Raw genomic sequence first — 22,981 nt, 5'->3', positions numbered from 1 at the left:
GTCATCGCGTTCCGTGATGGCAGTCAGTGCGGTGTGCGTGTTTCCCGATGACCGCCGGCCCGCGACGATGGTCCTACCCCCTCGCACCCCTCCCCCCCGTACGACAGCAAGCGAGCCCCCATGCGACGCCCCCGCCTTCCCGCCCGGCTGCCCCTGGACCCGTACGTACTGGCCCTGCTCGCCACCGTGGGACTCGCCGGGCTGCTCCCCGCCACGGGTGCCGGCGCCACCGTCGCCGAGGGGGCCGCCGGCGCCGCCGTGGCCCTGCTGTTCTTCCTCTACGGGGCCCGGCTGTCCACCCGGGAGGCCCTCGACGGGCTGCGCCACTGGCGGCTCCACCTCACCGTCCTGGCCTGCACCTTCGTCCTCTTCCCGGTGCTGGGCCTGGCGGCCCGCCTCCTGGTGCCCGGACTGCTCACCCAGCCCCTCTACAGCGGCCTGCTCTTCCTCTGCCTGGTCCCCTCGACGATCCAGTCCTCGATCGCCTTCACCTCCATCGCCCGGGGCAACGTCCCCGCCGCGATCTGCGCCGGCTCCTTCTCCTCCCTCGCCGGCATCCTCCTCACCCCGCTGCTCGCCGCCGCCCTCCTCGGCAACGACGCCGGCGGCTTCTCCCTCGACTCCCTGCTCAAGATCGTCCTCCAGCTGCTGCTGCCCTTCCTCCTCGGCCAGGGGCTGCGCCGCTGGGTCGGCGGGTTCCTGACCCGCAACAGGAAGGTGCTCGGCTACGTCGACCGGGGCTCGATCCTGCTCGTCGTCTACGCGGCCTTCAGCGCGGGCGTGGCCGCCGGGGTCTGGCACCAGGTCAGCCTCCCGCGCCTGGGCGCCCTGATGGCGGTGGAGGCCGTACTCCTCGCCGTCATGCTCCTCGCCACCTGGTACGGGTCCGCGCGCCTCGGCTTCGGCCGTGCGGACCGCGTCGCCATCCAGTTCGCGGGGTCGAAGAAGAGCCTGGCCGCCGGACTCCCGATGGCCAGCGTCCTGTTCGGGGCCCAGGCCTCCCTGGCGGTGCTGCCGTTGATGCTGTTCCACCAGATGCAGCTGATGGTCTGCGCGGTCCTGGCCCGCCGCCGCGCGCGGGACCCCGAGGCGGTGCTCCAGGACCAACTCGACGCCCGCCGTGTGGTGGAGGTCTCGCCCGCGGTCCAACCCCCCGCCGCGCAGGGCCGGTAACGTGCGGCGGTGACCTGGATACGCCCGCTCGCCGCCAGCGCCCCGCGCCCCTGCACCCTCGTCGTCTGCCGGGGCTGCTGCTGCGGGGACCCCCGCAAGAACCCCGGCTCCGACCACGCCGGCCAGCTCGCCCGGCTGCGGGAGGCCGCCGCCGCCTCCGGGGGGCGCCTCGCGGTCCGTACGAGCGACTGCCTCGGGCCCTGCGCGCAGGCCAACGTGATCGTGGTCCAGCCCACCACCGAGGCCCGCCGGCGCGGAGCCAGGGCGGTCTGGTTCGGCTGGGCCCTGGACGACACCGCGACGGACGAGATCATCGCCTGGGCCGAATCCGGCGGCCCCGGCACCACCCCGCTGCCCGCCACCCTCGACCTGCACCGCATCGACCCCCCGGAGCCGAAGCAGCCCACGGCCTCCCGGCGCGGCGGCCGCCGCCGCCAGGGTCCCTAAGCCGTCGGGGACCCGTCACCCGGCAGGATGATCCGCTGCTCGCCCGCGTACACGTTCATGTTCGCGCCGCGCAGGAAGCCGACCAGGGTCAGGCCCGACTCCAGGGCCAGGTCCACCGCCAGGGAGGACGGTGCCGAGACCGCCGCCAGCACCGGGATGCCGGCCATGACCGCCTTCTGCGCCAGCTCGAAGGAGGCCCGTCCCGACACCAGCAGCACCGAGCCGGCCAGCGGCAGCCGGCCCGCCTGGAGGGCCCGTCCGACGATCTTGTCCACGGCGTTGTGCCGGCCCACGTCCTCCCGTACGTCGAGCAGCTCGCCCTCCGCCGAGAACAGCGCGGCCGCGTGCAGCCCGCCCGTGCGGTCGAAGACCTTCTGCGCCGCGCGCAGCCGGTCCGGCAGCTCGGTAAGGAGCTCCGCGCGGACCCGTACCGGGTCGGCGGCGAGGCCGGGGAAACGGGTCGCCGTACGGACCGCGTCCAGGCTGGCCTTCCCGCACAGCCCGCAGGAGGAGGTGGTGTAGACGTTCCGCTCCAGCGTGATGTCCGGGACGGGAACCGAGGGGGCCAGCTGGACGTTGACCACGTTGTAGGTGTTGGAACCGTCCTCGGTGGCGCCCTCGCAGTACGTCACGGCCTGGACGTCCGAGGTGCGCGCCAGGACGCCCTCGCTGACCAGGAAGCCCGCCGCCAGCGCGAAGTCGTCCCCCGGGGTGCGCATCGTGATGGCCAGCGGCTTGCCGTTCAGCCGTATCTCCAGCGGCTCCTCCGTGACCAGGGTGTCGGGCCGGACTCCGGCCGCTCCGCCCCGGATGCGTACGACGCGGCGCCGTTCGGTGACCCGTCCCATCGTGATCAGCCCACCTGTTCCGTGCTCGCGTACACCTGACGGGGACATTCTCCCGGATCCGCCGCCGCGACCGGTTCCGGCAGGAAGTTGCTCGGAATGCTCCAAATTCCGGTGGCGGAATCCTGTTGGGTCACGCGCACCCGTACCCACCGGTAGCAGGCAAAGCTGGTCAACCTGACTGCCTGCCGTACAGAGGGGGACCCCGCCCATGACCGGTTCACGCGTGGTGGCGCTAGGGCACTACCAGCCCGCGAAAGTGCTCACCAACGAGGACCTCGCGGCCATGGTCGAGACGAACGACGAGTGGATCCGCTCCCGGGTGGGCATCCGCACCCGCCACGTGGCGGGTGCCGACGAGCCGGTCGACGAGCTCGCCTACCAGGCCGCCGGCAAGGCCCTCGCGCACGCCGGCCTGAGCCCCGACGACATCGACCTCGTCCTCGTCGCCACCTCCACCGCCATCGACCGTTCCCCCAACATGGCCGCGCGCGTCGCCGCCAAGCTGGGGATGCGCGGCGCGCCCGCCGTGATGGACATCAACGTCGTCTGCTCGGGCTTCACCCACGCCCTGGCCACCGCCGACCACGCGATCCGGGCCGGCTCCGCCACCCGCGCGCTGGTCATCGGCGCCGACAAGATGACCGAGATCACCGACTGGACCGACCGCACCACCTGCGTGCTGACCGGCGACGGTGCGGGCGCGGCCGTCGTCGAGGCCAGCGAGGAGCCGGGCATCGGCCCGGTGCTGTGGGGCTCGGTCCCGGAGATGGGCCACGCCGTGCGGATCGAGGGCACGCCGCCCGTCTTCGCCCAGGAGGGCCAGTCCGTCTACCGCTGGACCACCAGCCAGCTGCCGCCGCTGGCCCGGAAGGTCTGCGAGAAGGCCGGGGTGACCCCCGAGGAGCTCGCCGGGGTCGTGCTGCACCAGGCCAATCTGCGGATCATCGAGCCGCTCGCCGCGAGGATCGGCGCCGTCAACGCCGTCGTGGCCCGCGACGTCGTCGACTCCGGGAACACCTCCGCCGCGAGCATCCCCATGGCCCTGTCGAAGCTGGTCGAACGGGGCGAGATCCCCTCCGGCGCCCCGGTCCTCCTGTTCGGCTTCGGCGGCAACCTCTCCTACGCCGGCCAGGTCATCAGCTGCCCCTAGGCCAGCCCCCCGGCCGGGGCCCGGAGCCGGGTCCCGGCCGCCGGGGGTGCGGCCCCGCGCCGCCCGGCTCCCGGCATGCCCGCAGGTCAGCGCGGCGTGGCGGACCGGCGGCCGCCCGCAAAACGTGGTCGGAAGCCCGGCGATCCCCTGCTATGGTTGTCCATGTCGCCGCGGGAAACCGGGGCCGACCACCGGTCCGGGTGGCGGAATGGCAGACGCGCTAGCTTGAGGTGCTAGTGCCCTTTATCGGGCGTGGGGGTTCAAGTCCCCCCTCGGACACACAACACAGAGGAAGAACCCCACTCCGGTGGGGTTCTTTCGCGTTTCCGGGCGGAGCCGGTCCCTTCGGCGGCGAAGCCCGGGTGACCTCGGCGGAGAACGGGGTGGCCGGATCCACCCGTGCGGCATCATGGGGCCTGACCGGGTCGAGGGGGGAACGTGTCGCAGGACGAACCGCGCAGTGACGTCGTGATCGCCGGGCGGTACCGCCTGGGGAAGAGGCTGGGACGCGGCGGCATGGGGACCGTGTGGCAGGCGTCGGACGAGCTCCTGGGCCGTGCGGTCGCCGTGAAGGAACTCCACGTCGGCGAGGGCAAGGAAGCCGCCGGAGCCCTGCGCGAGGCCCGCACCGTCGCACAGATCAAGCACCCGCACGTGGTCGTCGTGCACGACGTCGTCGAGGACGACGGCCGCCCGTACATCGTGATGGAACTCGTCGAGGGCGGCTCGCTCGCCGACCGCCTCGGCGCCGCCGGTCCGCTGGACGCCGGTGAGACCGCCCGCATCGGGCTCGCCCTGCTCGGCGCCCTCGGCGCGGCGCACGACCGCGGGGTGCTCCACCGGGACGTCAAGCCCGCCAACGTCCTCATGGAGGCGGGCACCGGCCGGGTCGTGCTCACCGACTTCGGCATCGCCCGCCTCGCGGGCTCCACCACCATCAGCGAGACCGGCGCCTTCGTCGGCTCGCCCGAGTACACCTCCCCGGAGCGGATGCGGGGCGCAGCCGCCGGACCCGAGTCCGACCTGTGGTCCCTCGGCGCGCTGCTGTGCGCCGCGCTGACCGGCGAGTCCCCCTTCCACCGGGACTCGCTGGGCGGGGTGCTGCACGCCGTCGTCTACGACGAGATCCGCCCGCCGGTGCAGGCCGGGCCCCTGACCCCGCTCGTCCGGGGCCTGCTGGAACGCGACGCCGAACGCCGGCTGGGCGTGGCGGACGCCCAGCGGATGCTGTCCGCGTACGTCACCACCGGCAGCCTGCCCCTCCTCGACCGCACCCCCGGCCCGGCCCGCCCCGCGGGCCCGGCCACCCCGCCCGGCCCCGCCGGCCCTCCCGGGTACTCGCCGACCGAACGCGTCACCGCCCGGACCGGCCCCGCGGCCGAGCCGGGGACTCGCCGGGCCGGCCTGCGCGTCGGGCTGGTCGCCGCGCTCGTCGTGGTGGCCGTCATCGGCGCCGTCGTCGTGACCTCGCTGCTCTCCGACCGGGCCGCGGACAAGGGCACCCGGGCGGCCGGACCGGGCAACCCCGCCTCTCCTTCCCCCGGCGTGACCGCGTCAGCCCCGCAGTCCCCGGCGGCCGCCCCCACCCCGCCCGCCGCCGCGGGGGCCACGGCCACCGCCACGACCACGGTGACCGCGCCGGCCCCGGCCCCGCCCGCACAGCAGGCCCCCGGCAAGCCGGCGCCCGCCGGATACCGCTTCGTCTCCGACCCGGACGGCTTCGGCCTCGCCGTGCCGCAGGGCTTCCAGCGCACCACCGACGACCAGCGGGTCTTCTACGTCTCCCCGGACGGCGCGATCCGGATCGGCATCAAGGTGAAGCCGGCCGCGGGCGGCCCGCTCGCCGCGATGCGGCAGTCCGACGCCAACGGCCCGTCCAACAACCCGGGCTACCGCGACAACACGATCGTCCCCACCACGCACAACGGACTGCCCGCGGCGCTCTGGGAGTTCACCTGGAACGGCTTCACCACCTCCGAGGGCCCCCGGCACACCTTCGACCTGTGCTGGGACGAGAACGGACGCATGTACGACGTCTGGGTCTCGGCCCCCCTCGGCCGCCTCACCCAGGCCAGGGGGAACTTCGACGCGGCCCTGGACTCCTTCGTCCCCGTCGGATAGGGGAGGGGCGACGGGGCGACAGGCGACGCGCGCGGTTACGCGTCCCCCCGCCCCGGCTGGGTGCCCAGGACCACCAGGCCCTCCGGTGCGGGCAGGCTGCCCGGGGCGAGCGGGCCCAGGGTCTGCGGCAGCGCGAGGCGCGGCCCCCCGCCCTCCGGGGGCGCGTCGAAGAGGTACGCCGCCCCCGACGACGAGTCGCTGACCAGGTGTGGGCCCCCGGCCGACGCGGTGAAACGGGTCAGCGGGGTCCGGAAGAGCCGCCCCAGCTGGCGCAACGTCTCCGGGGTGGCGGCGGCGGGCGGTGCGGCGGGCGCCGCGCCGGCCGGGCCGGCGTCCGGGGGGATGGCCCCGGACAGCAGCAGCGCCAGCAGCACCGGGACCGCCTTGCGGCGCAGGGCCTCGGTCGCGGGGCCCAGCCGGTGCGCCGCGGCGGCCGGCAGGGACAGGGCCAGGCTCCCGGCGGCCTCGCCCGTCGCGATCGGCACCGCCGAGCAGACGACCCCGGGGGAGTACTCGCGCAGGTCGAACACCGGGGCGCCCGGAGCCACCGCGTCCAGGGCGCTGAACAGGACCCGGCTGTCGGTGATGGTCCGCGCGGTGAGCCGGGTGGGGCGGTGGCGGGCCACGTGGTCGGCCCGGCCGTCGTGGTCGAGCTGCGTCAGCAGGCACTTCCCGACCGCGCTGGCGTGCGCGGCCGCCCGGAAGTCCACCCACTCCCGTACCGGCGGAGCCCCGGGGCCGTCCGCCATCTGCGTGATCCGGACCTCGCCCTCCGCGTACCGGCTCAGGTACACGGCGGCGCCCGCGCTGTCGCGGGCCAGCGCCAGGGTGCGCTGAAGCTGCCCCGCCAGGCCGGTGCCGCCGGGGGCCGCGAGCCGGTCCAGGGCCGGGCCGGGCGCGTACACCCCGGGGCCGGGGCAGTACGCGTACTCCTCCTCGCGCAGCATCACCAGCAGCGGGCGCAGCTCCGCCCCGCCCAGCCCCGACTCCCGTGCGAGCTGGGCTGCCCGCACGCCGAGCGGGTGCCGCTCCAGGACCCGTACGGCGGCCAGCGCGCGCCGCGCCTGCGCCAGGGCCTCGCCGGTGTCGGACTGGACCACCGTCCCCCGCGCGGCCGACGTCAGCGCGGGGTGCCGCAGCGGGCCCGGCCCGGGGCGCGGCCGGGGCGCCGGGGGCGGGGCCGGCGGCAGGAACGCGGCCAGCACCGCGGCCAGCCCCGGCCTGGGCAGCGGTACCGGGCCCAGGTCGGGGTCGTCGCACTGGTCGACGTACCGCAGGACGGCCGCCTGGGCGCACAGCCGCACCTCGCGCAGCTCGCGGCGGCCGCTCGGACGGAACCCGCGGCGGCCCAGCTCCCGCGCCCAGAGGCGGGCGTCGTGGTGCTCGCCGCGCCGGGAGTGGTCCAGGAAGAGGCAGTAGGCGGCCGGAGCGGTGCGCGGGCTGCCGGAGCCGGCGGCGAACTGCCACCAGAAACGGGATCCCTCGCGCAGCCCCGACAGGTACAGCAGGCAGCCGAAGACGACCGCGCCCGGCAGGTCGCTGTGCCGACTGTCCAGGAAGGCTTCGAGGTCGGCCCCGGCGCGCGGGTCCCCCACCACGGCCAGGCAGGCGGCCTTGAGGTCCCGCCGGGCCCGCTCCGACTCCAGCGGGCGGTCCCGTGCGGGATCGCTCCAGCCGAAGGGCCGGCGCCGGCTCCGGGCCGGGGCGGCGGCGGGGGCGCCGGGGCCGCGGGGCGCGCGCAGCAGCCGGGCCTCGGCCGCGCCGAGGTCGTAGTGCGGGTACCGGTCGCGCACGCTCGCGCGGGCCAGGAACTCCGCCAGGCTGCGCGGGGCCGCCGCACGGTCGCCGTCGGGGTCGCCGCCGCGACCCCCGCCGGGGTCCTCGCCGGGCCTCATGATCCGGCGGACGTGTCGAGCAGCCGGGCGAGGCGCCGGTGGGCCTGGCCGAGCTGCGAGCGGACGGTGGCCTCGTCGACGCCCATCACGGCGGCGGCCTCGCCGGGGGTGCACTGGAGCCCGTAGCGCAGCAGCACGGTGTCCCGCTGCCGCTCGGCGAGGCGGGAGACCGCCGAGTAGAAGCGGATGGTGTCGGTCAGCACCTCGTACTGGTCGGCGTGGGCCTCCTTGAGGGCCGCCTCGAAGGCGCTGATGTCCATCGGCTCGGGCCGGCGCAGGCGCGGGTCGCGGCGCTGCTGCCAGTCGACGATCCGCTGCTTGAGCACGGTCCAGGCGTAGGCGTCGAGGCGGTCCATGTGGAGCATGCGCAGCCACTCGTTCATGATCGAGTCGAAGGTGGCGTCCACCGCGTCCTCGGCGGCCGCGTCGGAGCCGAGCTGGAGGTACGCGAAGCGCATGTACGCGGGCCGCCGATTCGCGTGGAAGGCCCAGTACGACAGGCGCGCGGTCGGATCCCACTGACTCATGGGCGTCGGCTGCCGCCGTCGGCTGGGCAGTCCCACGGTCCCGCCGGACTCCTCCGGTCCGCCATCGTTCACCGTTCCCCACCTCATCCCCTGTGCGGGGTCCATGAGAGCAGCGCCTACGCCTTCCGAGGGGGCGGAGGAGCAACATGAGGGGATTAGGTGTGGGGATGATCGGATGGTGACCGATGCCGATCACGCGAGGTGCCGCGGAGCCCGAACGCATATGCCGGGGCCGCGCGGAGCCGAACGGGATCCGACGGTCCGTCCGGCGCCCGGTCCGACGGCCCGTCCGGCGCCCGGTCCCGCGCCCGGCCCGGCGTCCGGTCCTGTGCCCCGGTCCGGCGGGCGGACACCGGTCGGGGCCCCGGCCGTGCGGCTGTAGCATGGGCCCATCGCGAGGGCCGTGACGCAGAGGTCACAGTCCTCGCTTTTGCGTTGCGTCCCCGCGCACCGCCGCCGGACCCCCGGACCCCCGGGAAAAGCCGACGCGTGGCGTTTCGCCGGTTCGATACGATGAACCGCGCGTTGTCACGCGTAGATCCGTACAAATGAAACGAATGGAGCATCCGAGGATGGCTCGACACCTGATCACCAGCGCGCTTCCCTACATCAACGGGATCAAGCACCTGGGCAACATGGTCGGGTCGATGCTTCCGGCGGATGTGTACTCCCGGTACCTCCGCCAGCGCGGCCACGACGTCCTGTACATCTGCGCCACCGACGAGCACGGCACCCCCGCCGAACTCGCCGCGAAGGAGAACGGCCTGCCGGTCTCCCAGTTCTGCGCGCAGGCCCACGACGCCCAGAAGGCGGTCTACGACGGCTTCGAGCTGTCCTTCGACTACTTCGGCCGCAGCTCCTCCGCGCAGAACGTGGAGATCACCCAGCACTTCGCACGGCAGCTCCAGGCCAACGGCTTCATCGAGGAGCGCGCGATCCGGCAGGTGTACTCGCCCGCCGACGGCCGCTTCCTGCCGGACCGCTACGTCGAGGGCACCTGCCCGCACTGCGGCTACGACAAGGCGCGCGGCGACCAGTGCGAGAACTGCACCCGCGTCCTGGACCCCACGGACCTGATCGAGCCCCGCTCGGCCATCTCCGGCTCCACCGAGCTGGAGGTCCGCGAGACCAAGCACCTCTTCCTGCTCCAGTCCAAGCTGCAGCACGAGGTCGAGGCCTGGGTCGCGCGCCACGAGGACGAGTGGCCCCAGCTGGCCTCCTCCATCGCCCGCAAGTGGCTGACCGAGGGCCTGCACGACCGCGCCATCACCCGCGACCTCGACTGGGGCGTCCCGGTCCCGGCCGACACCTGGCCCGAGCTCGCCGCCGAGGGCAAGGTCTTCTACGTCTGGTTCGACGCGCCGATCGAGTACATCGCCTCCACCAAGGAGTGGGCCGACGCCGACCCGGCGAACCGCGACTACAAGTCCTGGTGGTACGAGGCCGAGGACGTCCGCTACACCCAGTTCATGGCCAAGGACAACGTCCCGTTCCACACGGTGATGTTCCCGGCCACCGAGCTCGGCACCCGCGAGCCGTGGAAGATGGTCGACTACGTCAAGGCCTTCAACTGGCTGACGTACTACGGCGGCAAGTTCTCCACCTCGCAGAAGCGCGGCGTCTTCACCGACCAGGCGCTGGAGATCCTGCCCGCCGACTTCTGGCGCTACTTCCTCATCGCCAACGCCCCCGAGTCCGACGACTCGTCCTTCACCTGGGAGCACTTCGCGGCCACGGTCAACAAGGACCTCGGCGGCACCCTCGGCAATTTCGTCAACCGCGTACTGACCTTCTCCCGGAAGAAGTTCGGCGACGAGGTCCCCGCCGGCCACGCCGCCGGCGAGGCGGAGGCCAGGCTCGGCCGCCAGATCGCCGAGCTGCTCGCCGAGTACGAGGGCCACATGGAGACCCTCCAGTACCGCAAGGCCGCCGCCGCCCTGCGCGCCCTGTGGTCGGCCGGCAACGCCTACCTCGACGAGAAGGCCCCGTGGCTGGAGGTCAAGACCGACCTCGACGCCGCGGCCCTCACCCTGCGCACCGCGATGAACCTCATCCACCTCTACTCGGTGGTCTCCGAGCCCTTCATCCCGGCCTCGGCGCGCGCCATGCGCTCCTCCTTCGAGCTGCCCGGCGACACCGCCGCCTGGGTCACCCCGGAGCAGGCCGAGGCGCTGGACACCGTCCCGGCCGGGACGCCGTTCACCGTGCCGCCGGTGCTCTTCGCCCGGATCACCGAGGAGGACCTGGAGTCCTACCGCGAGCGCTTCGGCGGCGACCCGGAGGCCTGAGCGCTCCGATGACCGCCCTGGAGGGGCGCGGCCCGCGCGGCCGCGCCCCTTCGGCGCGCCCGGGGGTTGGCCGGGCCCGGGGGTTGGCCGGGCCCGGGGGTAGGCCGCGCCAGGGGGTAGGCCGCGCCCGGGGGCGGGCCGGGCCCGGGGGTTGGCCGGTCCCCGAGGGTAGGCAAAACCCCACCATGAGGACTCCGCCTGGGCGTGCAGACCCGGCCGGGGGTGCGCGGCTGGAATGGGTCCATGACCCCTTCCCGTACCGTCCGGTGGACCGCCGGCTGGCTGCTCGCGGCCGCCTGGGCGCTGTCGTTCCCGCTGTTCTCCGCCCTCGCCCCGCACCGCCTGTGGGGCTGGTGCGCGGCCGCCGGATACCTCGCCGCCGCGGCCGCCACCGCCCTGGGCCGGCGCCGGGAGGCGCTCGCCGCGGCGCTGCTGGGCGCGGTGGCCGTACCGCTGCTGTACCTGGTGCTCACCGGACAGGGGCAGTCCGAGGTCGGCGTCATCGAGCGGTCCGGGCGGCTCCTGCTGGAGACCGGAAGGCTTTACGTGGACCAGCCGGCCGGGGTCGAGGAGTACACCCCCTACCTCCCCGGCATGGCCCTCCTGGGCATCCCGCGCGCCCTGCTCGGCGACGGCTCCGGCGACGGGCACCAGTGGGCGGTGCGCCTGCTGGGCGACGCCCGGCTGTGGTGCGCGACCGTGCTGTTCGGCGGGATGCGGGCGGGCCGCCGCCTCCTGGGCGCCGCCCCCTCCCCGCTGCTCCCGGCCCTGGTGGCCTCGCCGGTCGTGGCGCTCCCGCTCGCGGTGAGCGGGGTGGACCTGCCGCTGGCGGGGCTGTGCTGCCTGGCCCTCGCGGCGGCCGCCTCCGGCCGCCCGGCGGCCTCCGGGGCGGCCCTGGCCGCGGCGTGCGCCCTGAAGTGGACGGCGCTGCCCGCGGTGGCGGTGGTACTGGCCCTCCTCGCGGCGTGCCGGGGCCGGCGGGCGGCGCTGCGGTGCGTTCTGGTGACGCTGCTGGGTACGGCGGCCCTGGTGGTGCCGGGCCTGCTGCTCCAGCCGGGGGAGCTGTGGCGGCAGGTGTTCGCCTTCCCGACCGGCCGGGCCGAGGTGGCGACCCCGGCGAGCAGCCCGCTGCCGGGACACCTGCTGGCGGAACTCGCGCCGTGGGGCTGGTACCTGACGGTGGGTCTGCTGGCGCTCGGCGGGCTGGGGGTGGCGGTGTCGCTGCTGGTGCGCCCGCCGCGCACGGTGGTGGCCGCGGCCGACCGGCTCGCGCTCGGCCTGACCCTGGCCTTCCTGCTGGCCCCGGCGGGCCGCTTCGGCTACCTGGCGCTGCCGCTCCTGCTGGCCGCCTGGGCCCGCTCGGCGAGCCCGGCCGGCCCGGCGGTCTCCCGCGTGGTGACGGTCTCCGGCCCGGCCCGGCCCGCACCCCCGGCGGCCGCCGGGAGCGCGGCGGGACCGGACCGGGCGGTGTCCGCGCCCGCCGCGGGCGCCCGGTAGCGGTCCCCGGTTCAGGCCGGTTCCGCTCCGCGCAGGTGGGCCAGGACCGCCAGGACGCGCCGGTTGCCCTCCGTCGGGTCCAGGTCCAGCTTCGTGAAGATGCTGCTCGCGTGCTTGACGACGGAGGCCTCGGTGATGAACAGGCGGGCAGCCAGGGCCTGGTTGTTGAGGCCCTGCGCCATCAGCGCGAGCACCTCCCGCTCGCGCGGGGTCAGGCGGGCCAGCGGCTCGTTCGCCGGCCGCGGCGCGAGCAGGACGCGGACCACCTCCGGGTCGATGACCGTCTGCCCCTCGTGCACCCGGCGCAGCGCGTCGAGGAACTCCTCCACCTCCCCGACCCGGTCCTTGAGCAGGTAGCCCAGCCCGGCCGCCGAACCGCCGGTGAAGAGCTGGGTCGCGTACGCGGTGGCCACGTACTGCGAGAGCACCAGGACCGGCAGGGACGGGTCCGCGGAGCGCAGTTCGAGGGCCGCGCGCAGCCCCTCGTCGCGCAGCCCGGGCGGCATCCGCACGTCCGTGACGACCACGTCGGGACGCTCGGCGGCCACGGCCCGCAGCAGCGCGGGGGCGTCGCCGACGGAGGCGAGGACGCGGTGGCCGCCCAGGGTCAGCAGCTCCGTCAGCCCGGCCCGCAGCAGGACGGAGTCCTCGGCCAGGATCACCCGGAGCACGGGACCTCCACCCTCAGTTCGGTCGGACCGCCCACCGGACTGGACACCGTCAGCCTGCCCCGCAACATCGCCACCCTGTCCGCGAGTCCCGCCAGGCCCGCCCCCGCGCCGGGATCGGCCCCGCCGCGGCCGTCGTCGGTGATGGTGAGAGTGAGCCGGTCACCCTCGACCCTACCGGCGACGCCGACCCGGGAGGCGCCGCTGTGCTTGGCCGCGTTGGCCAGGGCCTCGGCGACGGTGAAGTAGGCGGTGACCTCGACCGGTTCGGGCAGCCGGGGCAGCTCCAGGTCCACCGTCACCGGCACGGGATGGCGCAGCGCGACCTCGGACACCGCCGCCGCGAGCCCGTGGTCGGTGAGCACCTGCGGGTGGATCCCCCGTACGAGGTCGCGCAGTTGGGCGAGGGCCAGCTTGGCCTCCTCGCGGCCCCGGCTCACCAGCGCGGCCGCGTCCGCCGCCTCCGGGTGCGCGCGGAGCCGCAGTTCGGCGAGGCCCAGGGTCATGCTGAGGGCCACCAGCTGCTGCTGGGCCCCGTCGTGCAGGTCCCGCTCGATGCGCCGCCGTTCGGCTTCGAACGCCTCCACCAGCCGCACGCGCGAGCGGGTCAGCTCCAGCACCCGGTCGTCCTCCGTGCGCGGCCCGAGCAGCAGCCGGGCGCACTTGACCTGGGCCCCGGCGATCAGCGCACCCGCGTACGCGGTCAGCACCAGCCCGGCCAGCCCCACGGCCGTACCGCCCAGCGCCTCCAGCGGTCCGGCCACCACCTCGCCGGGCACCAGCATCACCGGCTCCGGCGCGAGCGCCCACACGATGACGGGGGAGGCCACCAGCATCAGCGAGAACGCCAGCAGCGACACCACCCCGAGGCCGGCCGCCCCGAAGACCGGCCCGAGCAGGGCGGCGTACCCGAACTCCCGCCAGGTGGCGCGCTCGCGCAGCCGGGTCCGCAGCCAGGCGGCGGGGCCGGCCCCGGCGAGCGAGGTGTGCGGGTCGGCCACCGGCCGCGGCTCCACCCACCGCAGCCGGCGCCGCTCCAGCTCCCCCAGCGGCACCGCCCCCGCCAGGGCGGCGGTCAGCAGCAACAGCCCGACCCCGGCCACCGCGAGCAGCACCCCGAGCCCGAGGAGCACCGCCAGCGCGAGCAGCACCCCGTACCCGAGGGGGAACCCGCTCCCGAGGTACGCCCAGCACCGCCAGGGCCACCAGGACCCCAGGAACCGCAGCGGCCGCCGCGCGGCCCGCCAGACGGCGACGGGCGGGGCGGGCGGGGCCGGGGGGACGGGTACGGAGGGTATGGACGCGGACATACCGACAGCCTAGGTGAGCCGTGCCGGACGCTAAGTGAGCCGTCGCACAAGGATCTTGACCTGTCCGGCGCGTGTCCGAATGCGGGCCTTGATCGTTTCTTCAGCCGTAACCCTCATATCGGCTGCCGGATCGGGAGGACCGCGGTGACGGCTTGGCAGTACTTCGCCGGGGCGGGGCTGGTGGCCGCGCTCTGCCCGCTGCACGGCCATGTGGCGGTCGCGGGCGACGGCCACGGCCGCGGGGCCCGGGTCGACGTGTGCGTGCCCGGAGGGCCGCCGAAGCCGCCCGCGGGGCGGCCGCCCGTCATGCCGCCCCCGCCCGTGGCGCGGCCGGGGACCCCGTCGGCGCAGCCGCCCGTGCGGGTGACGGTGCCCGGCGCCGTCCTGCCCACGGTGCGCCACCCCGGCGCCGCGCCGGGGCTCGCGGAGCGGCCCGCGCCCGGGGCGGCGGTGCCCGGCGGGCCGGCGCAGCCGCCGCAGGCCCCGCCGGCGGCGGACCCGCGGCCGGAGCCGGCCCCGGCCGATGCCCCCGCCCCGCCCGGGGCCGCAGCCGCCGCCGAACGGGTGAGCCGGTTCCACGTACGCCCGTACCACTCGGCGGCCCTGGCACGGCGCGGCCCGGACGGACTGAGCACCATGATGCTGATGGTGGTCATGACCACCCCGGCCGTGCTGGCCGCCGCCGCGCTGCGCCCCCGCTCCAAGAGCCGGAGCTGACGCCCCCGGGCGCCCCTCACGCATCCACGCACCCACGCACCCACGAACGGGAGATCCCTCGTGTCCGAATGGCTGGTCCTGGCCATCGCCATGGCGCTCGTCTGCGCCCTCGTCCTCGCCATGACCGTGGTCCGGCACCGCCGGGTCGCGGACGACGAGGACACCAGCGAAACCCCCGACGTCATCGAGTACATGACGATGATGGTCGGCGTGGTCTACGCGATCGTCCTGGGCCTGGCCATCGCGGGCGTCTGGGAGGCGCGCGGCGCGGCCGAGGACAGCGTGCGCCGTGAGGCCCAGTCGCTGTACGAGGTCACGCAGCGGGCCGACGTCTACCCCGGCCCCGTCCGCGACCGGATCCGCGGCGAGGTGGACGCCTACGTCGCCCACACCGTCAGCGTGGACTGGCCGCGGCTGGTCTCCGGCCAGGACGCCTCCGCCGAGGGCGCCCAGCTCCTCGGAAAGCTGCGCACCGACGTCACCCACCAGAGCCCCGCCAACGAGCTCCAGGCACAGGCCTACCAGCCGCTGCTCGACCACATCGCGGCCGCCGACGACGCCCGGCACTCGCGCACGCAGAGCGACGAGTCCACCCTGCCGAGCGTGGTCTGGTTCGGGCTGGTGGTCGGCGGCCTCGTCACCATCGGGCTGATCTTCACCCTGCAGATCCGGCGCTCGGGGCGCGAGCTGCTGCTGGCAGGGCTGTTCAGCGCGCTGATCGTGTTCCTGCTGTTCATGGTGTGGAGCTTCGACGCCCCGTACGGGCGGGACGGGACCGACTCCGCCGGCCCCTTCCAGGACCTGTTCCCGGCCCTGTCGGTGACGGCCTCCCGCTGAGCGCCGCCCGCCGGTTTCCGCTGAGCCCCCGCGGGCCCTGGCAGGGGGCGCGCGCCAGGCCCCGTACGGCGGCGCTCAGCCTCCGGCCGGGGCCTCCTGCCGCCGTACGGCGGCCACGAGCGGCGAGTGCCGCAGGGCGTGCGAGATCCGGACGAGGTCGCGCGGCCCGTCGGCCAGCAGCGGCACCCGCTCCTCGTCGCCGCTCCCGGCCGCCTCCGGGGCGGCGGTGGCGGCCCGTACGGCGGCGACCACCATCGCCGCGTCCGCGACGGCGCGGGCCGTCTCCTCGTCCGCCCCGGCCGCCCGGGCCCGTTCGTAGGCGGTGTCGCGGTGGTGCCGGTCGAAGGCCGGGCCCAGGCGCAGGAAGCCGTCGTGGATGTCGGACTCCCGCTGGATCACCCGGATCGCGGCCGGGGACCACCAGGACATCCGTACGCAGGGCGTGCCGCGGGGTACGGTGCTCTGCACCTCGTGCCACAGCGCGCCGAGGTGGCGGTAGGTGCTCCAGGTGCGCCAGCTGTCGGACACGCGCTGGCACGCGAGCGGCAGTACGAAGCCCACGGAGCTGACGAGGGCGGCGAAGGCGGCCAGCGGCGGGGCGAGGTAGGTGCTGAGGTAGTCCAGGTCGTGGCCCAGCCAGCGGGCGGCGACGGCGGACATCTTGGACGCGTCGTAGGCGAGGCTGATGGTGTAACCGGCGACGATGATCACCAGTCCGGCCCGGAGCCAGCCGCCGACCCGCAGGGACCAGCGCCAGCACATCGACACCATCATCAGCACGGCGGCGTTGTGGGCCAGCAGGTAGGCCGTGATCATCAGGCGGATGTACGGCGTGTTGGCGTAGTAGGTGTCGAAGTCCCGCAGCCGCTCGACGGGGGCGTCACCGAGGGCGAAGAGGACGACGATGGCCACGATGACCACGGAGTAGCCCGCGATCCAGCGCTGGGAGGTGCGCCGGATCTCCTGCGCCGGGCCGCCGCGCCAGTTGAACATCAGGACGAGGCAGGAGGCGCTGAAGGCGGTCATCAGGCAGTAGACGAGCGGGGCGGAGACGTTGGGGACGCCGGTCCAGCGGTTGACGGCGGCGATGGTGGGCGGGGCGGCGAAGGTGAACACCGAGCCGCCGAGGAGGAGCAGGACGAAGACGGACCGCAGGAGCGGATCGCGCCCGTTGGCGCGCAGCGCCGGCAGCTTGCACACGAGGGCCACTGCCATCGCGGCAGCCGGGATGTAGTAGTCCGGTCCGCTCAACGGTCGTTCCTGCGCCCCCGGTAGCCGAGCGAGGTCTCGATGCGGCCGGCCAGCTCGTCCCGCTGGGCCGGTGGCCGGTGGCCCGCCGATCCGGCCAGCCAGGTGCGACAGCGGCTGCCCAGCAGGAGGCCGAAGCTCTCGGCCTCCGTCTCCTCCTGGACGTCGGCCCGGGTGCGGGCGGCGACGCTGCGGACCGTCTCGCCGAGGTCGGCGGCGTCGGTCAGCAGGCGGGCGGCGACGGCGGCCCCGTCGACGTGGTGGCTGCAGTGGCCGGCCTTCATGTGCCACAGCTCGTGGCCGAGGATGACGAGCTGGTGGTCGGGCGCGGTGCGCTCCTCGATGACCACCAGGTCCCGGTCCGCCATGTCGAGCCAGAGGCCGCTCGCGGTCCCCTGCGGGAACGCGGCCATCCGGAACTCCACCGGGCGGCCGCGGTGCCTGCTCATGCCCTCGCAGAGGGCGGCGTAGAGGTCCAGTGGTTGCACGGGGGCGGCCAGCTTGATGCCGGACACCAGCTCCGCGCACAACCGCCGCTGCGCTCTGCCTATGCTCACCGTTCTCCCCGTCGGCGCGGATCCGGATCAGGACTCAAGGATCAGATCCAGACTTTCGACTGGGTCATGATTCGTTCGGTTTGACGCTTTCGAGAAGCATGTCCAGCCATTCGGTCACCTTGTCCCGGTGCTTGTCGCTGGGCAGTTGGGCGGCGCGCCAGGCGATGCCCCGTACGCCGTGGTTCTGCAGGAGTCTTGCCAGCGGATCGCCCGCCGAAGCCGCCTCCGCCGGTACGGTCTGCCGCTCGCGCCCGGCGAAGTCCTGGAGCAGCTGCTGCTCGGTGCGCTGGAGCGCGTCCGTGAGGGCGTCGGCGTCGTGGGCGGTGAGGAAGCCCGCGTGCACGCCGAAGAACCGCTGGATGGCGTCGCAGTGCTCCATCGTGGGCCGCCGGTCGCCGTTGATCAGGGCGCCCGCCTGCTGCCGGGACATGCCGGCGCCGTCGGCGATCTCCTGCTGCGTGTAGCGGCGCCCGTTGGGTTTGACCCGGGTCCGTCGCAGCAGGTCCAGGCGCTGGAGGAAGCGCGCCTGGAGATCGGGCTCACCCGCCCGCCGGCCGTCGAGCAGGCTCCTGATCACATCGGTGGGAACCCCGGAGGCCTCGGAGAGCCGGCGGAGGTCGAAGACCTGGTTCGGGTCGCGGCCCATTTTGTTCGCCAGTTCGGCGACCCGCGTGACGGTCGCTGCCAGGGGCGCGTTGGCCACCGCGACGGGAGCCGGGAAGCCGTCTGTCACCAGTGGTTCTCCTAGATCGCGCGAGGTCAGTGGGCACGTGGTCGGCCTTGAGGAATCTATCCGGTTTGTTTTGGGAGAGCCAGAACTTGCCACAGCTGTGGCGGGAATGAGCTGTCGCTCGGCTGGAATTGCCACAATAGTTGACACTCGAATGAAGTCGGTAGCAGGATCGCCACACGGAAATGAAGATCCAGACCGTTGAGGAGGGGGAGCTCTCGGTGCCACATCTCGCAGCGGTGGGCCCGTCTGATGGCCTCGTCCGAGCCGGTGAGGAGCGCCTGACGGGCGAAGAGCCCCGCGGCGCAGTGCGAACGGAGCGGCGCAAGGAGATTTTGCGCCAGCGCCGCGAAGAACTGGGCCTGAGCCAGGACGACGTCGCGTCGCGGTTGCGCATCAGCGTGCGCGCGTACGGAAACTGGGAACGCGGGCTCGTCAAGGAGTGGACGGACCGCAAACTGCTCGCCCTGGCCGAGGCCTTGGAGATGAGCGAGCGGCAGTGCTTCTGGCTGTTCCGGGTCATGGTCGACCGGGACCCACCGCCCACCTGGCGCGCGGCCGAGGAGAACCGGCTGCCCCAGGACCCGGCCCAGCGCGACTACCTCGTCGACTACGCGGCCCTCATGGAGGCCGTGCCCTACCCGAGCTTCCTGGTGGACCACCGCTGGGACGTGGCCCTCACCAACTCGGCCTTCGACCGGCTGTTCCAGTCGGTCCGCCCCCACCCGACGGCCCTGCCGGACGACAACTTCCTGCGCTTCGTGCTGTTCCACCCGGACGCCGCGGCCGTGCTGGAGGACCACGAGCCGGCCTGGTGCGTGCCGCTGCTGGCCCGGTTCGCGACCGCCCTGGGCGAGGCCCCGGAGGACGAGGGACTGCGGAGCATCCGTCAGGAGGTGGCCCGGGACCCGTTCATGGAGGCCGCCTACCGCTACGGGGTCCCGCACTGGCTGACCACCCACGGGGAGGCCGCCGCCGAACTGGACGGCGCCGTGCGGACGGTGCGCCACCCCGACCCCGGCTGGGGGCTGGTGCGGTGCCGGATGGTGGCGGAATCCAGCCGAATGCTGGAGGGCATGGGCCTGACCCGGATCACCCTCGTGCTCTCGGCCCCGCAGGGCCTGCCGGCCGGTCCGGTGCGCGGCGGCGGGGGCTTCCCGCAGCAGCAGGGCGCCCGTCTGCGGGCCGTGCCGCCGCTGGGGGAGTGACGCCGCGGGGGAGACTGGTCCCCTGAAGGGGAGACTGGTCCCCTGAAGCACGCGCCACGGCCCGTGCCGGGGCGGGGTCGGTGGCACGGTGCCAAACCGACTGCCTGGTTCGGTGCTGCGGATGCCACGATCCGCGACACCGCGCGGATGCCACGGATCGTGGCACCGCCGCGGTGCCGCCGGAGCCGTGGCTTCGCCCGTGCCCGGGGCAGCCCCGGGCCGTGGCCGCGGCCACGACGGTGGAAGGGCGGACATGGGCATGCGGTTGACCATCCTCGGCGGGGGCGGATTCCGCGTCCCGCTCGTCTACGGGGCCCTGCTGGCGGACCGGGCCGAGGGCCGGGTGTCCCACGTGACGCTCTACGACGAGGATCCCGCCCGGCTCACCGCCATGGCCCGGGTCCTCGCCGACCAGGCCGCGGCCTCCGGCGCGGCGGACGCCCCGGCCGTCACCGCCACCGCAGACCTGGACGAGGCCCTGCGCGGGGCCGACTTCGTCTTCTCCGCCATCCGCGTCGGCGGCCTGGAGGGCCGCGCCGCGGACGAGCGGATCGCACTGGCCGAGGGAGTGCTGGGCCAGGAGACGGTGGGTGCCGGCGGGATCGCGTACGGCCTGCGGACGGTGCCCGTCGCCCGGGAGATCGCACGCAGGATCGCCCGTACCGCCCCGCAGGCGTGGGTCATCAACTTCACCAACCCGGCCGGCGTGGTCACCGAGGCCATGGCCGAGGAACTGGGCGACCGGGTCATCGGCATCTGCGACTCGCCCGTCGGGCTCGGCCGCCGGATCGCCCGGCTGCTCGGCGCCCGGCCCGGCGAGGCCTGGATCGACTACGTCGGCCTCAACCACCTCGGCTGGGTGCGCGGCCTGCGGATCGGCGGGCGCGACGAACTGCCCCGGCTGCTGGCCGACCCCGAGGCCCTGGAGTCCTTCGAGGAGGGGCGCCTCTTCGGGGCCGACTGGCTGCGCTCGCTCGGCGCGATCCCCAACGAGTACCTGCACTACTACTACTTCAACCGTGACACGGTACGCGCCTACCAGGAGGCGAAGCAGACCCGCGGCGCCTTCCTGCGCGACCAGCAGCGCGGCTTCTACGCCGAGGCCGGCCGGCGGGGCCGGCCCGCCGGGGCGGCGCTCGCCGCCTGGGAACGCACCCGGGCCGAGCGCGAGGCCACGTACATGTCGGAGAACCGCGAGGTGGCCGGCGTCGGGGAGCGCGAGGAGAGCGACCTGGAGTCCGGCGGCTACGAGAAGGTCGCGCTCGCCCTGATGCGGGCCATCGCCCGCGACGAGCGGGCCACGCTGATCCTCAACGTCCGCAACGGCACCACCCTGTCCGTGCTGGATTCCGAGGCGGTCGTCGAGGTGCCCTGCCTGGTCGACGCGAACGGCGCCCACCCGGTGTCGGCGGCACCCCTGCCGCTGCACGCGGTGGGTCTGGTCACCTCCGTGAAGGCGGCCGAGCGGGCGGTGCTGGCCGCCGCCGCGAGCGGCTCCCGCGCCGACGCGGTGAAGGCCTTCGCGCTGCACCCGCTGGTGGACTCGGTGGCGGTGGCCCGGCGGCTGCTGGACGGGTACGCGGCGGAGCACCCGGGCCTGGCCTACCTGCGCTGACGCCCTCGGCCGCGGCCGGGGCGGCGGTTTCACCCGTACGGCGGCTTGCGGCATGCGCCGCGGTGGGGGCGCTGTGAGAGTGCGAGATGTGACCACTGCCCGCGCCGTCGCCGCGGCGCCCCCCGTGCTGGACCGGCGGCGGCGCAACGTCGTCTTCGGCACGATCATGCTGGGCGTGCTGCTGGCCGCGCTCGACCAGACGATCGTGGGCACCGCCCTGCCCACCATCGTCGCGGACCTTGGCGGCGCGGCCCACATGGCCTGGGTGGTGACCGCGTACCTGCTCGCCGAAACCGTCGCGACCGTGCTGGTCGGCAAGTTCGGCGACCTCTTCGGCCGCAAGATCGTCTTTCAGATCTCCGCCGTCGTCTTCATCGCCGGATCGTTCCTGTGCGGCCTCGCCGGCAACATGACCCTGCTCATCCTGTGGCGGGGCCTGCAGGGCATCGGCGCCGGCGGCCTGATGGTCACCTCCATGGCGCTGATCGCCGACGTCGTCCCGCTGCGCGAACGCGGCAAGTACCAGGGCGCGATCGGCGCCGTCTTCGGCGTCGCCACCGTCATCGGACCCCTGCTGGGCGGCCTGTTCACCGACCACCTCAGCTGGCGCTGGGCCTTCTACGTCAACGTCCCCGTCGCCGTCCTCGTCGTCGTGGCCGCCGCCCGCACCATCCCCTCGGTACGCGCCGTCGGCCGGCCCGTCATCGACTACCCGGGCATCGCCCTCGTCACCGTCGGAGCCAGCGCCCTCATCCTGGCCACCAGCTGGGGCGGCAACGAGTACGCCTGGGACTCACCGGTGATCATCGGCCTGTTCGCGGGCGGCGCGCTGGCCCTGGCCCTGTTCTGCCTGGCCGAGACCCGGGCGGCCGAACCGATGCTGCCCATGCGGCTCTTCCGCAACCCGGTCTTCACGGTCTGCTCCGTCCTCAGCTTCGTCGTCGGCTTCGCCATGCTCGGCGCGATGACCTTCCTGCCGACCTACCTCCAGTACGTGGACGCGGACTCCGCCACCCTGTCCGGCGTACGGACCCTGCCGCTGGTCGTCGGCCTGCTCATCGCGTCCGTCTTCAGCGGCAACGCCACCTCCAAGACGGGCCGGTACCGGATCTACCCCATCGTCGGCTGCGCGGTGATGGGCGCCGGCCTGTACCTGCTGTCGCTGATGGGGCCCGGCACCGGCGCCTGGCTGGAGTCCGTGTACATGTTCGTGCTCGGCGCCGGCATCGGCCTGTGCATGCAGGTGCTCACGATCGCCGTGCAGAACACCGTCGACTACGCCGACCTCGGCACGGCGACCTCCGGAGTCACCTTCTTCCGTACGCTCGGCAGCTCCTTCGGGACCGCCGTCTTCGGCACGATCTACGCCGGCAGCCTGGAGCCCGAACTGAACGCCGCCATCGCCGAGGCGGCCCGCGCCACCAGCGCCGACCCGGCCCGCATCGGGGCCGCCGCGCAGAGCCCGCAGGGGGTGCACGGGCTCGACCCGGCCGCGGCGGGCCCGGTCGTCGACGCGTACGCCGACGCCCTGCACACCGTGTTCCTGTGGACGGTGCCGGTGGCCGCCGTGGGCTTCGTCGTCGCGCTGTTCCTCAAGCAGGTCCGGCTGCGCGACAGTGCCCGGGCGGGCTCGACCGACATGGGCGACGGCTTCGCCTCCCCGGCCACGGCCTCGGGGGACTCGGCCAAGCTGCTGGAGCTGGCGGTCGGCAAGCTCGTGCGGAACATGGGGCCCGACACGGCGCGGGCCATCGTCAACGCCTCCGACACGCGCCTGGACATGGCCGGCGCATGGGCGGTGATGCAGGTGGACCTGATGACCCGGACCGTGGGGCACGCCGGCCTGGGGCTGATCGCCTCACGGCTGTCGCTGCCGCCGGAGGTGCTGCTGCCGGTCTTCGACCGGATGGTGGAGGAGGGCTTCCTGACGCGGCAGAACGGCTTCTTCGCCCACACCCGGGCGGGCGAGCGGGAAGCCGCCGTGATCTCCCGGGCCTGGGCGGACTGGCTGGGGGACCGGCTGGAGCGGGACCGCGGCCGCCCGGGCAGCGGAGAGCTGCGGGCGGCGGCGGACGCGATCGCGAAGCGGCTGCTGGCCGAGGACCTGGGGCAGGGCAACTTCGCGCCCCGGCGCACGGCTTAGGC

18 protein-coding genes, 1 tRNA gene and 1 pseudogene are annotated in these 22,981 nt (G+C 74.5%); 12 read left to right on the top strand and 8 right to left on the bottom strand.

The genetic code is table 11. The features are described 5' to 3' along the window. The first annotated feature begins 120 nt into the window (after window positions 1-120). Both ABD973_RS04875 and ABD973_RS04870 read left to right on the top strand, forming a co-directional pair. The gene (locus tag ABD973_RS04875) at window positions 121-1,173 is read left to right on the top strand and encodes a bile acid:sodium symporter family protein (protein ID WP_125823122.1); all 1,053 of its coding nucleotides are present in this window, start codon (window positions 121-123) and stop codon (window positions 1,171-1,173) included. A gap of 9 nt (window positions 1,174-1,182) precedes the next feature. After that, window positions 1,183-1,620 (top strand): (2Fe-2S) ferredoxin domain-containing protein, encoded by a 438-nt coding sequence (locus tag ABD973_RS04870; RefSeq protein ID WP_125823123.1) that lies wholly within the window; start codon window positions 1,183-1,185, stop codon window positions 1,618-1,620. Here ABD973_RS04870 and fdhD read toward each other — a convergent pair. Beyond that, window positions 1,617-2,468: a formate dehydrogenase accessory sulfurtransferase FdhD gene (fdhD, locus tag ABD973_RS04865; RefSeq protein WP_125823124.1), complete on the bottom strand. Its 852-nt coding sequence runs from the start codon at window positions 2,466-2,468 to the stop codon at window positions 1,617-1,619. The two genes, ABD973_RS04870 and fdhD, sit on opposite strands and share 4 nt — an antisense overlap. A 208-nt stretch (window positions 2,469-2,676) precedes the next feature. Between fdhD and ABD973_RS04860 the strand changes: the two genes are divergently transcribed. From ABD973_RS04860 to ABD973_RS04850, 3 genes are all read left to right on the top strand, one after another. Continuing rightward, window positions 2,677-3,618, top strand: a complete 942-nt coding sequence (locus tag ABD973_RS04860; protein WP_125604034.1) for a beta-ketoacyl-ACP synthase III — start codon at window positions 2,677-2,679, stop codon at window positions 3,616-3,618. Window positions 3,619-3,812: 194 nt separating this feature from the next. After that, window positions 3,813-3,897 (top strand) — tRNA-Leu (locus tag ABD973_RS04855). Between the two features lie 237 nt (window positions 3,898-4,134). Next, on the top strand, window positions 4,135-5,739 hold the full coding sequence (locus tag ABD973_RS04850; protein WP_345504481.1) for a serine/threonine-protein kinase: 1,605 nt from the start codon (window positions 4,135-4,137) through the stop codon (window positions 5,737-5,739). Window positions 5,740-6,092: 353 nt separating this feature from the next. Here ABD973_RS04850 and ABD973_RS34715 read toward each other — a convergent pair. Together ABD973_RS34715 and ABD973_RS04840 are read right to left on the bottom strand one after the other, a co-directional pair. Next, window positions 6,093-6,812 (bottom strand): annotated as a pseudogene (locus ABD973_RS34715) (IclR family transcriptional regulator domain-containing protein); the annotation flags it as partial. An 818-nt stretch (window positions 6,813-7,630) separates the two neighbouring features. Continuing rightward, window positions 7,631-8,161, bottom strand: coding sequence for a sigma-70 family RNA polymerase sigma factor (locus tag ABD973_RS04840; RefSeq protein WP_241253435.1), 531 nt, complete (start codon window positions 8,159-8,161; stop codon window positions 7,631-7,633). Window positions 8,162-8,733: 572 nt separating this feature from the next. On the opposite strand from ABD973_RS04840, the gene metG reads away from it, so the two are divergent. Further along, window positions 8,734-10,449: a methionine--tRNA ligase gene (gene metG, locus ABD973_RS04835; protein ID WP_125823127.1), complete on the top strand. Its 1,716-nt coding sequence runs from the start codon at window positions 8,734-8,736 to the stop codon at window positions 10,447-10,449. A gap of 243 nt (window positions 10,450-10,692) precedes the next feature. Then, on the top strand, window positions 10,693-11,946 hold the full coding sequence (locus tag ABD973_RS04830; RefSeq protein WP_345498731.1) for a glycosyltransferase 87 family protein: 1,254 nt from the start codon (window positions 10,693-10,695) through the stop codon (window positions 11,944-11,946). Between the two features lie 11 nt (window positions 11,947-11,957). Here ABD973_RS04830 and ABD973_RS04825 read toward each other — a convergent pair whose 3' ends face one another. Both ABD973_RS04825 and ABD973_RS04820 read right to left on the bottom strand, forming a co-directional pair. Beyond that, window positions 11,958-12,617, bottom strand: coding sequence for a response regulator transcription factor (locus ABD973_RS04825; protein ID WP_125603570.1), 660 nt, complete (start codon window positions 12,615-12,617; stop codon window positions 11,958-11,960). Continuing rightward, window positions 12,605-13,924, bottom strand: coding sequence for a sensor histidine kinase (locus ABD973_RS04820; protein WP_125823129.1), 1,320 nt, complete (start codon window positions 13,922-13,924; stop codon window positions 12,605-12,607). Before ABD973_RS04820 ends, ABD973_RS04825 begins: the two co-directional genes overlap by 13 nt. A 144-nt stretch (window positions 13,925-14,068) precedes the next feature. Here ABD973_RS04820 and ABD973_RS04815 point away from each other — a divergent pair, with 144 nt between their 5' ends. Further along, on the top strand, window positions 14,069-14,641 hold the full coding sequence (locus ABD973_RS04815; protein WP_345498726.1) for a hypothetical protein: 573 nt from the start codon (window positions 14,069-14,071) through the stop codon (window positions 14,639-14,641). A gap of 60 nt (window positions 14,642-14,701) precedes the next feature. After that, entirely contained in the window at window positions 14,702-15,478 is a 777-nt protein-coding gene (locus ABD973_RS04810; protein ID WP_125602948.1) for a bestrophin-like domain, read from the top strand. A 75-nt stretch (window positions 15,479-15,553) separates the two neighbouring features. Here ABD973_RS04810 and ABD973_RS04805 read toward each other — a convergent pair whose 3' ends face one another. The 3 genes from ABD973_RS04805 to ABD973_RS04795 all read right to left on the bottom strand — a co-directional run bounded on the left by ABD973_RS04805 (window position 15,554) and on the right by ABD973_RS04795 (window position 18,016). Beyond that, window positions 15,554-16,729, bottom strand: coding sequence for an MAB_1171c family putative transporter (locus ABD973_RS04805; protein WP_125823131.1), 1,176 nt, complete (start codon window positions 16,727-16,729; stop codon window positions 15,554-15,556). Then, window positions 16,726-17,283, bottom strand: a complete 558-nt coding sequence (locus ABD973_RS04800) for a toxin-antitoxin system, toxin component (RefSeq protein ID WP_164720989.1) — start codon at window positions 17,281-17,283, stop codon at window positions 16,726-16,728. Before ABD973_RS04800 ends, ABD973_RS04805 begins: the two co-directional genes overlap by 4 nt. A 64-nt stretch (window positions 17,284-17,347) precedes the next feature. Further along, window positions 17,348-18,016, bottom strand: a complete 669-nt coding sequence (locus ABD973_RS04795; protein WP_125602946.1) for a helix-turn-helix domain-containing protein — start codon at window positions 18,014-18,016, stop codon at window positions 17,348-17,350. A gap of 332 nt (window positions 18,017-18,348) precedes the next feature. On the opposite strand from ABD973_RS04795, the gene ABD973_RS04790 reads away from it, so the two are divergent. The 3 genes from ABD973_RS04790 to ABD973_RS04780 all read left to right on the top strand — a co-directional run bounded on the left by ABD973_RS04790 (window position 18,349) and on the right by ABD973_RS04780 (window position 22,979). Beyond that, window positions 18,349-19,221, top strand: coding sequence for an MmyB family transcriptional regulator (locus ABD973_RS04790; RefSeq protein WP_125602945.1), 873 nt, complete (start codon window positions 18,349-18,351; stop codon window positions 19,219-19,221). Between the two features lie 259 nt (window positions 19,222-19,480). Further along, a complete protein-coding gene (locus ABD973_RS04785; RefSeq protein ID WP_345498717.1) occupies window positions 19,481-20,836 on the top strand; it encodes a 6-phospho-beta-glucosidase in 1,356 nt (451 codons plus the stop codon). Between the two features lie 52 nt (window positions 20,837-20,888). Next, entirely contained in the window at window positions 20,889-22,979 is a 2,091-nt protein-coding gene (locus tag ABD973_RS04780) for a DHA2 family efflux MFS transporter permease subunit (RefSeq protein ID WP_345498715.1), read from the top strand. Window positions 22,980-22,981 lie beyond the last annotated feature (2 nt).

Source organism: Streptomyces racemochromogenes (assembly GCF_039535215.1).
Taxonomy (GTDB): domain Bacteria; phylum Actinomycetota; class Actinomycetes; order Streptomycetales; family Streptomycetaceae; genus Streptomyces; species Streptomyces racemochromogenes.
This window is presented reverse-complemented; position numbering and strand designations above follow the sequence as displayed.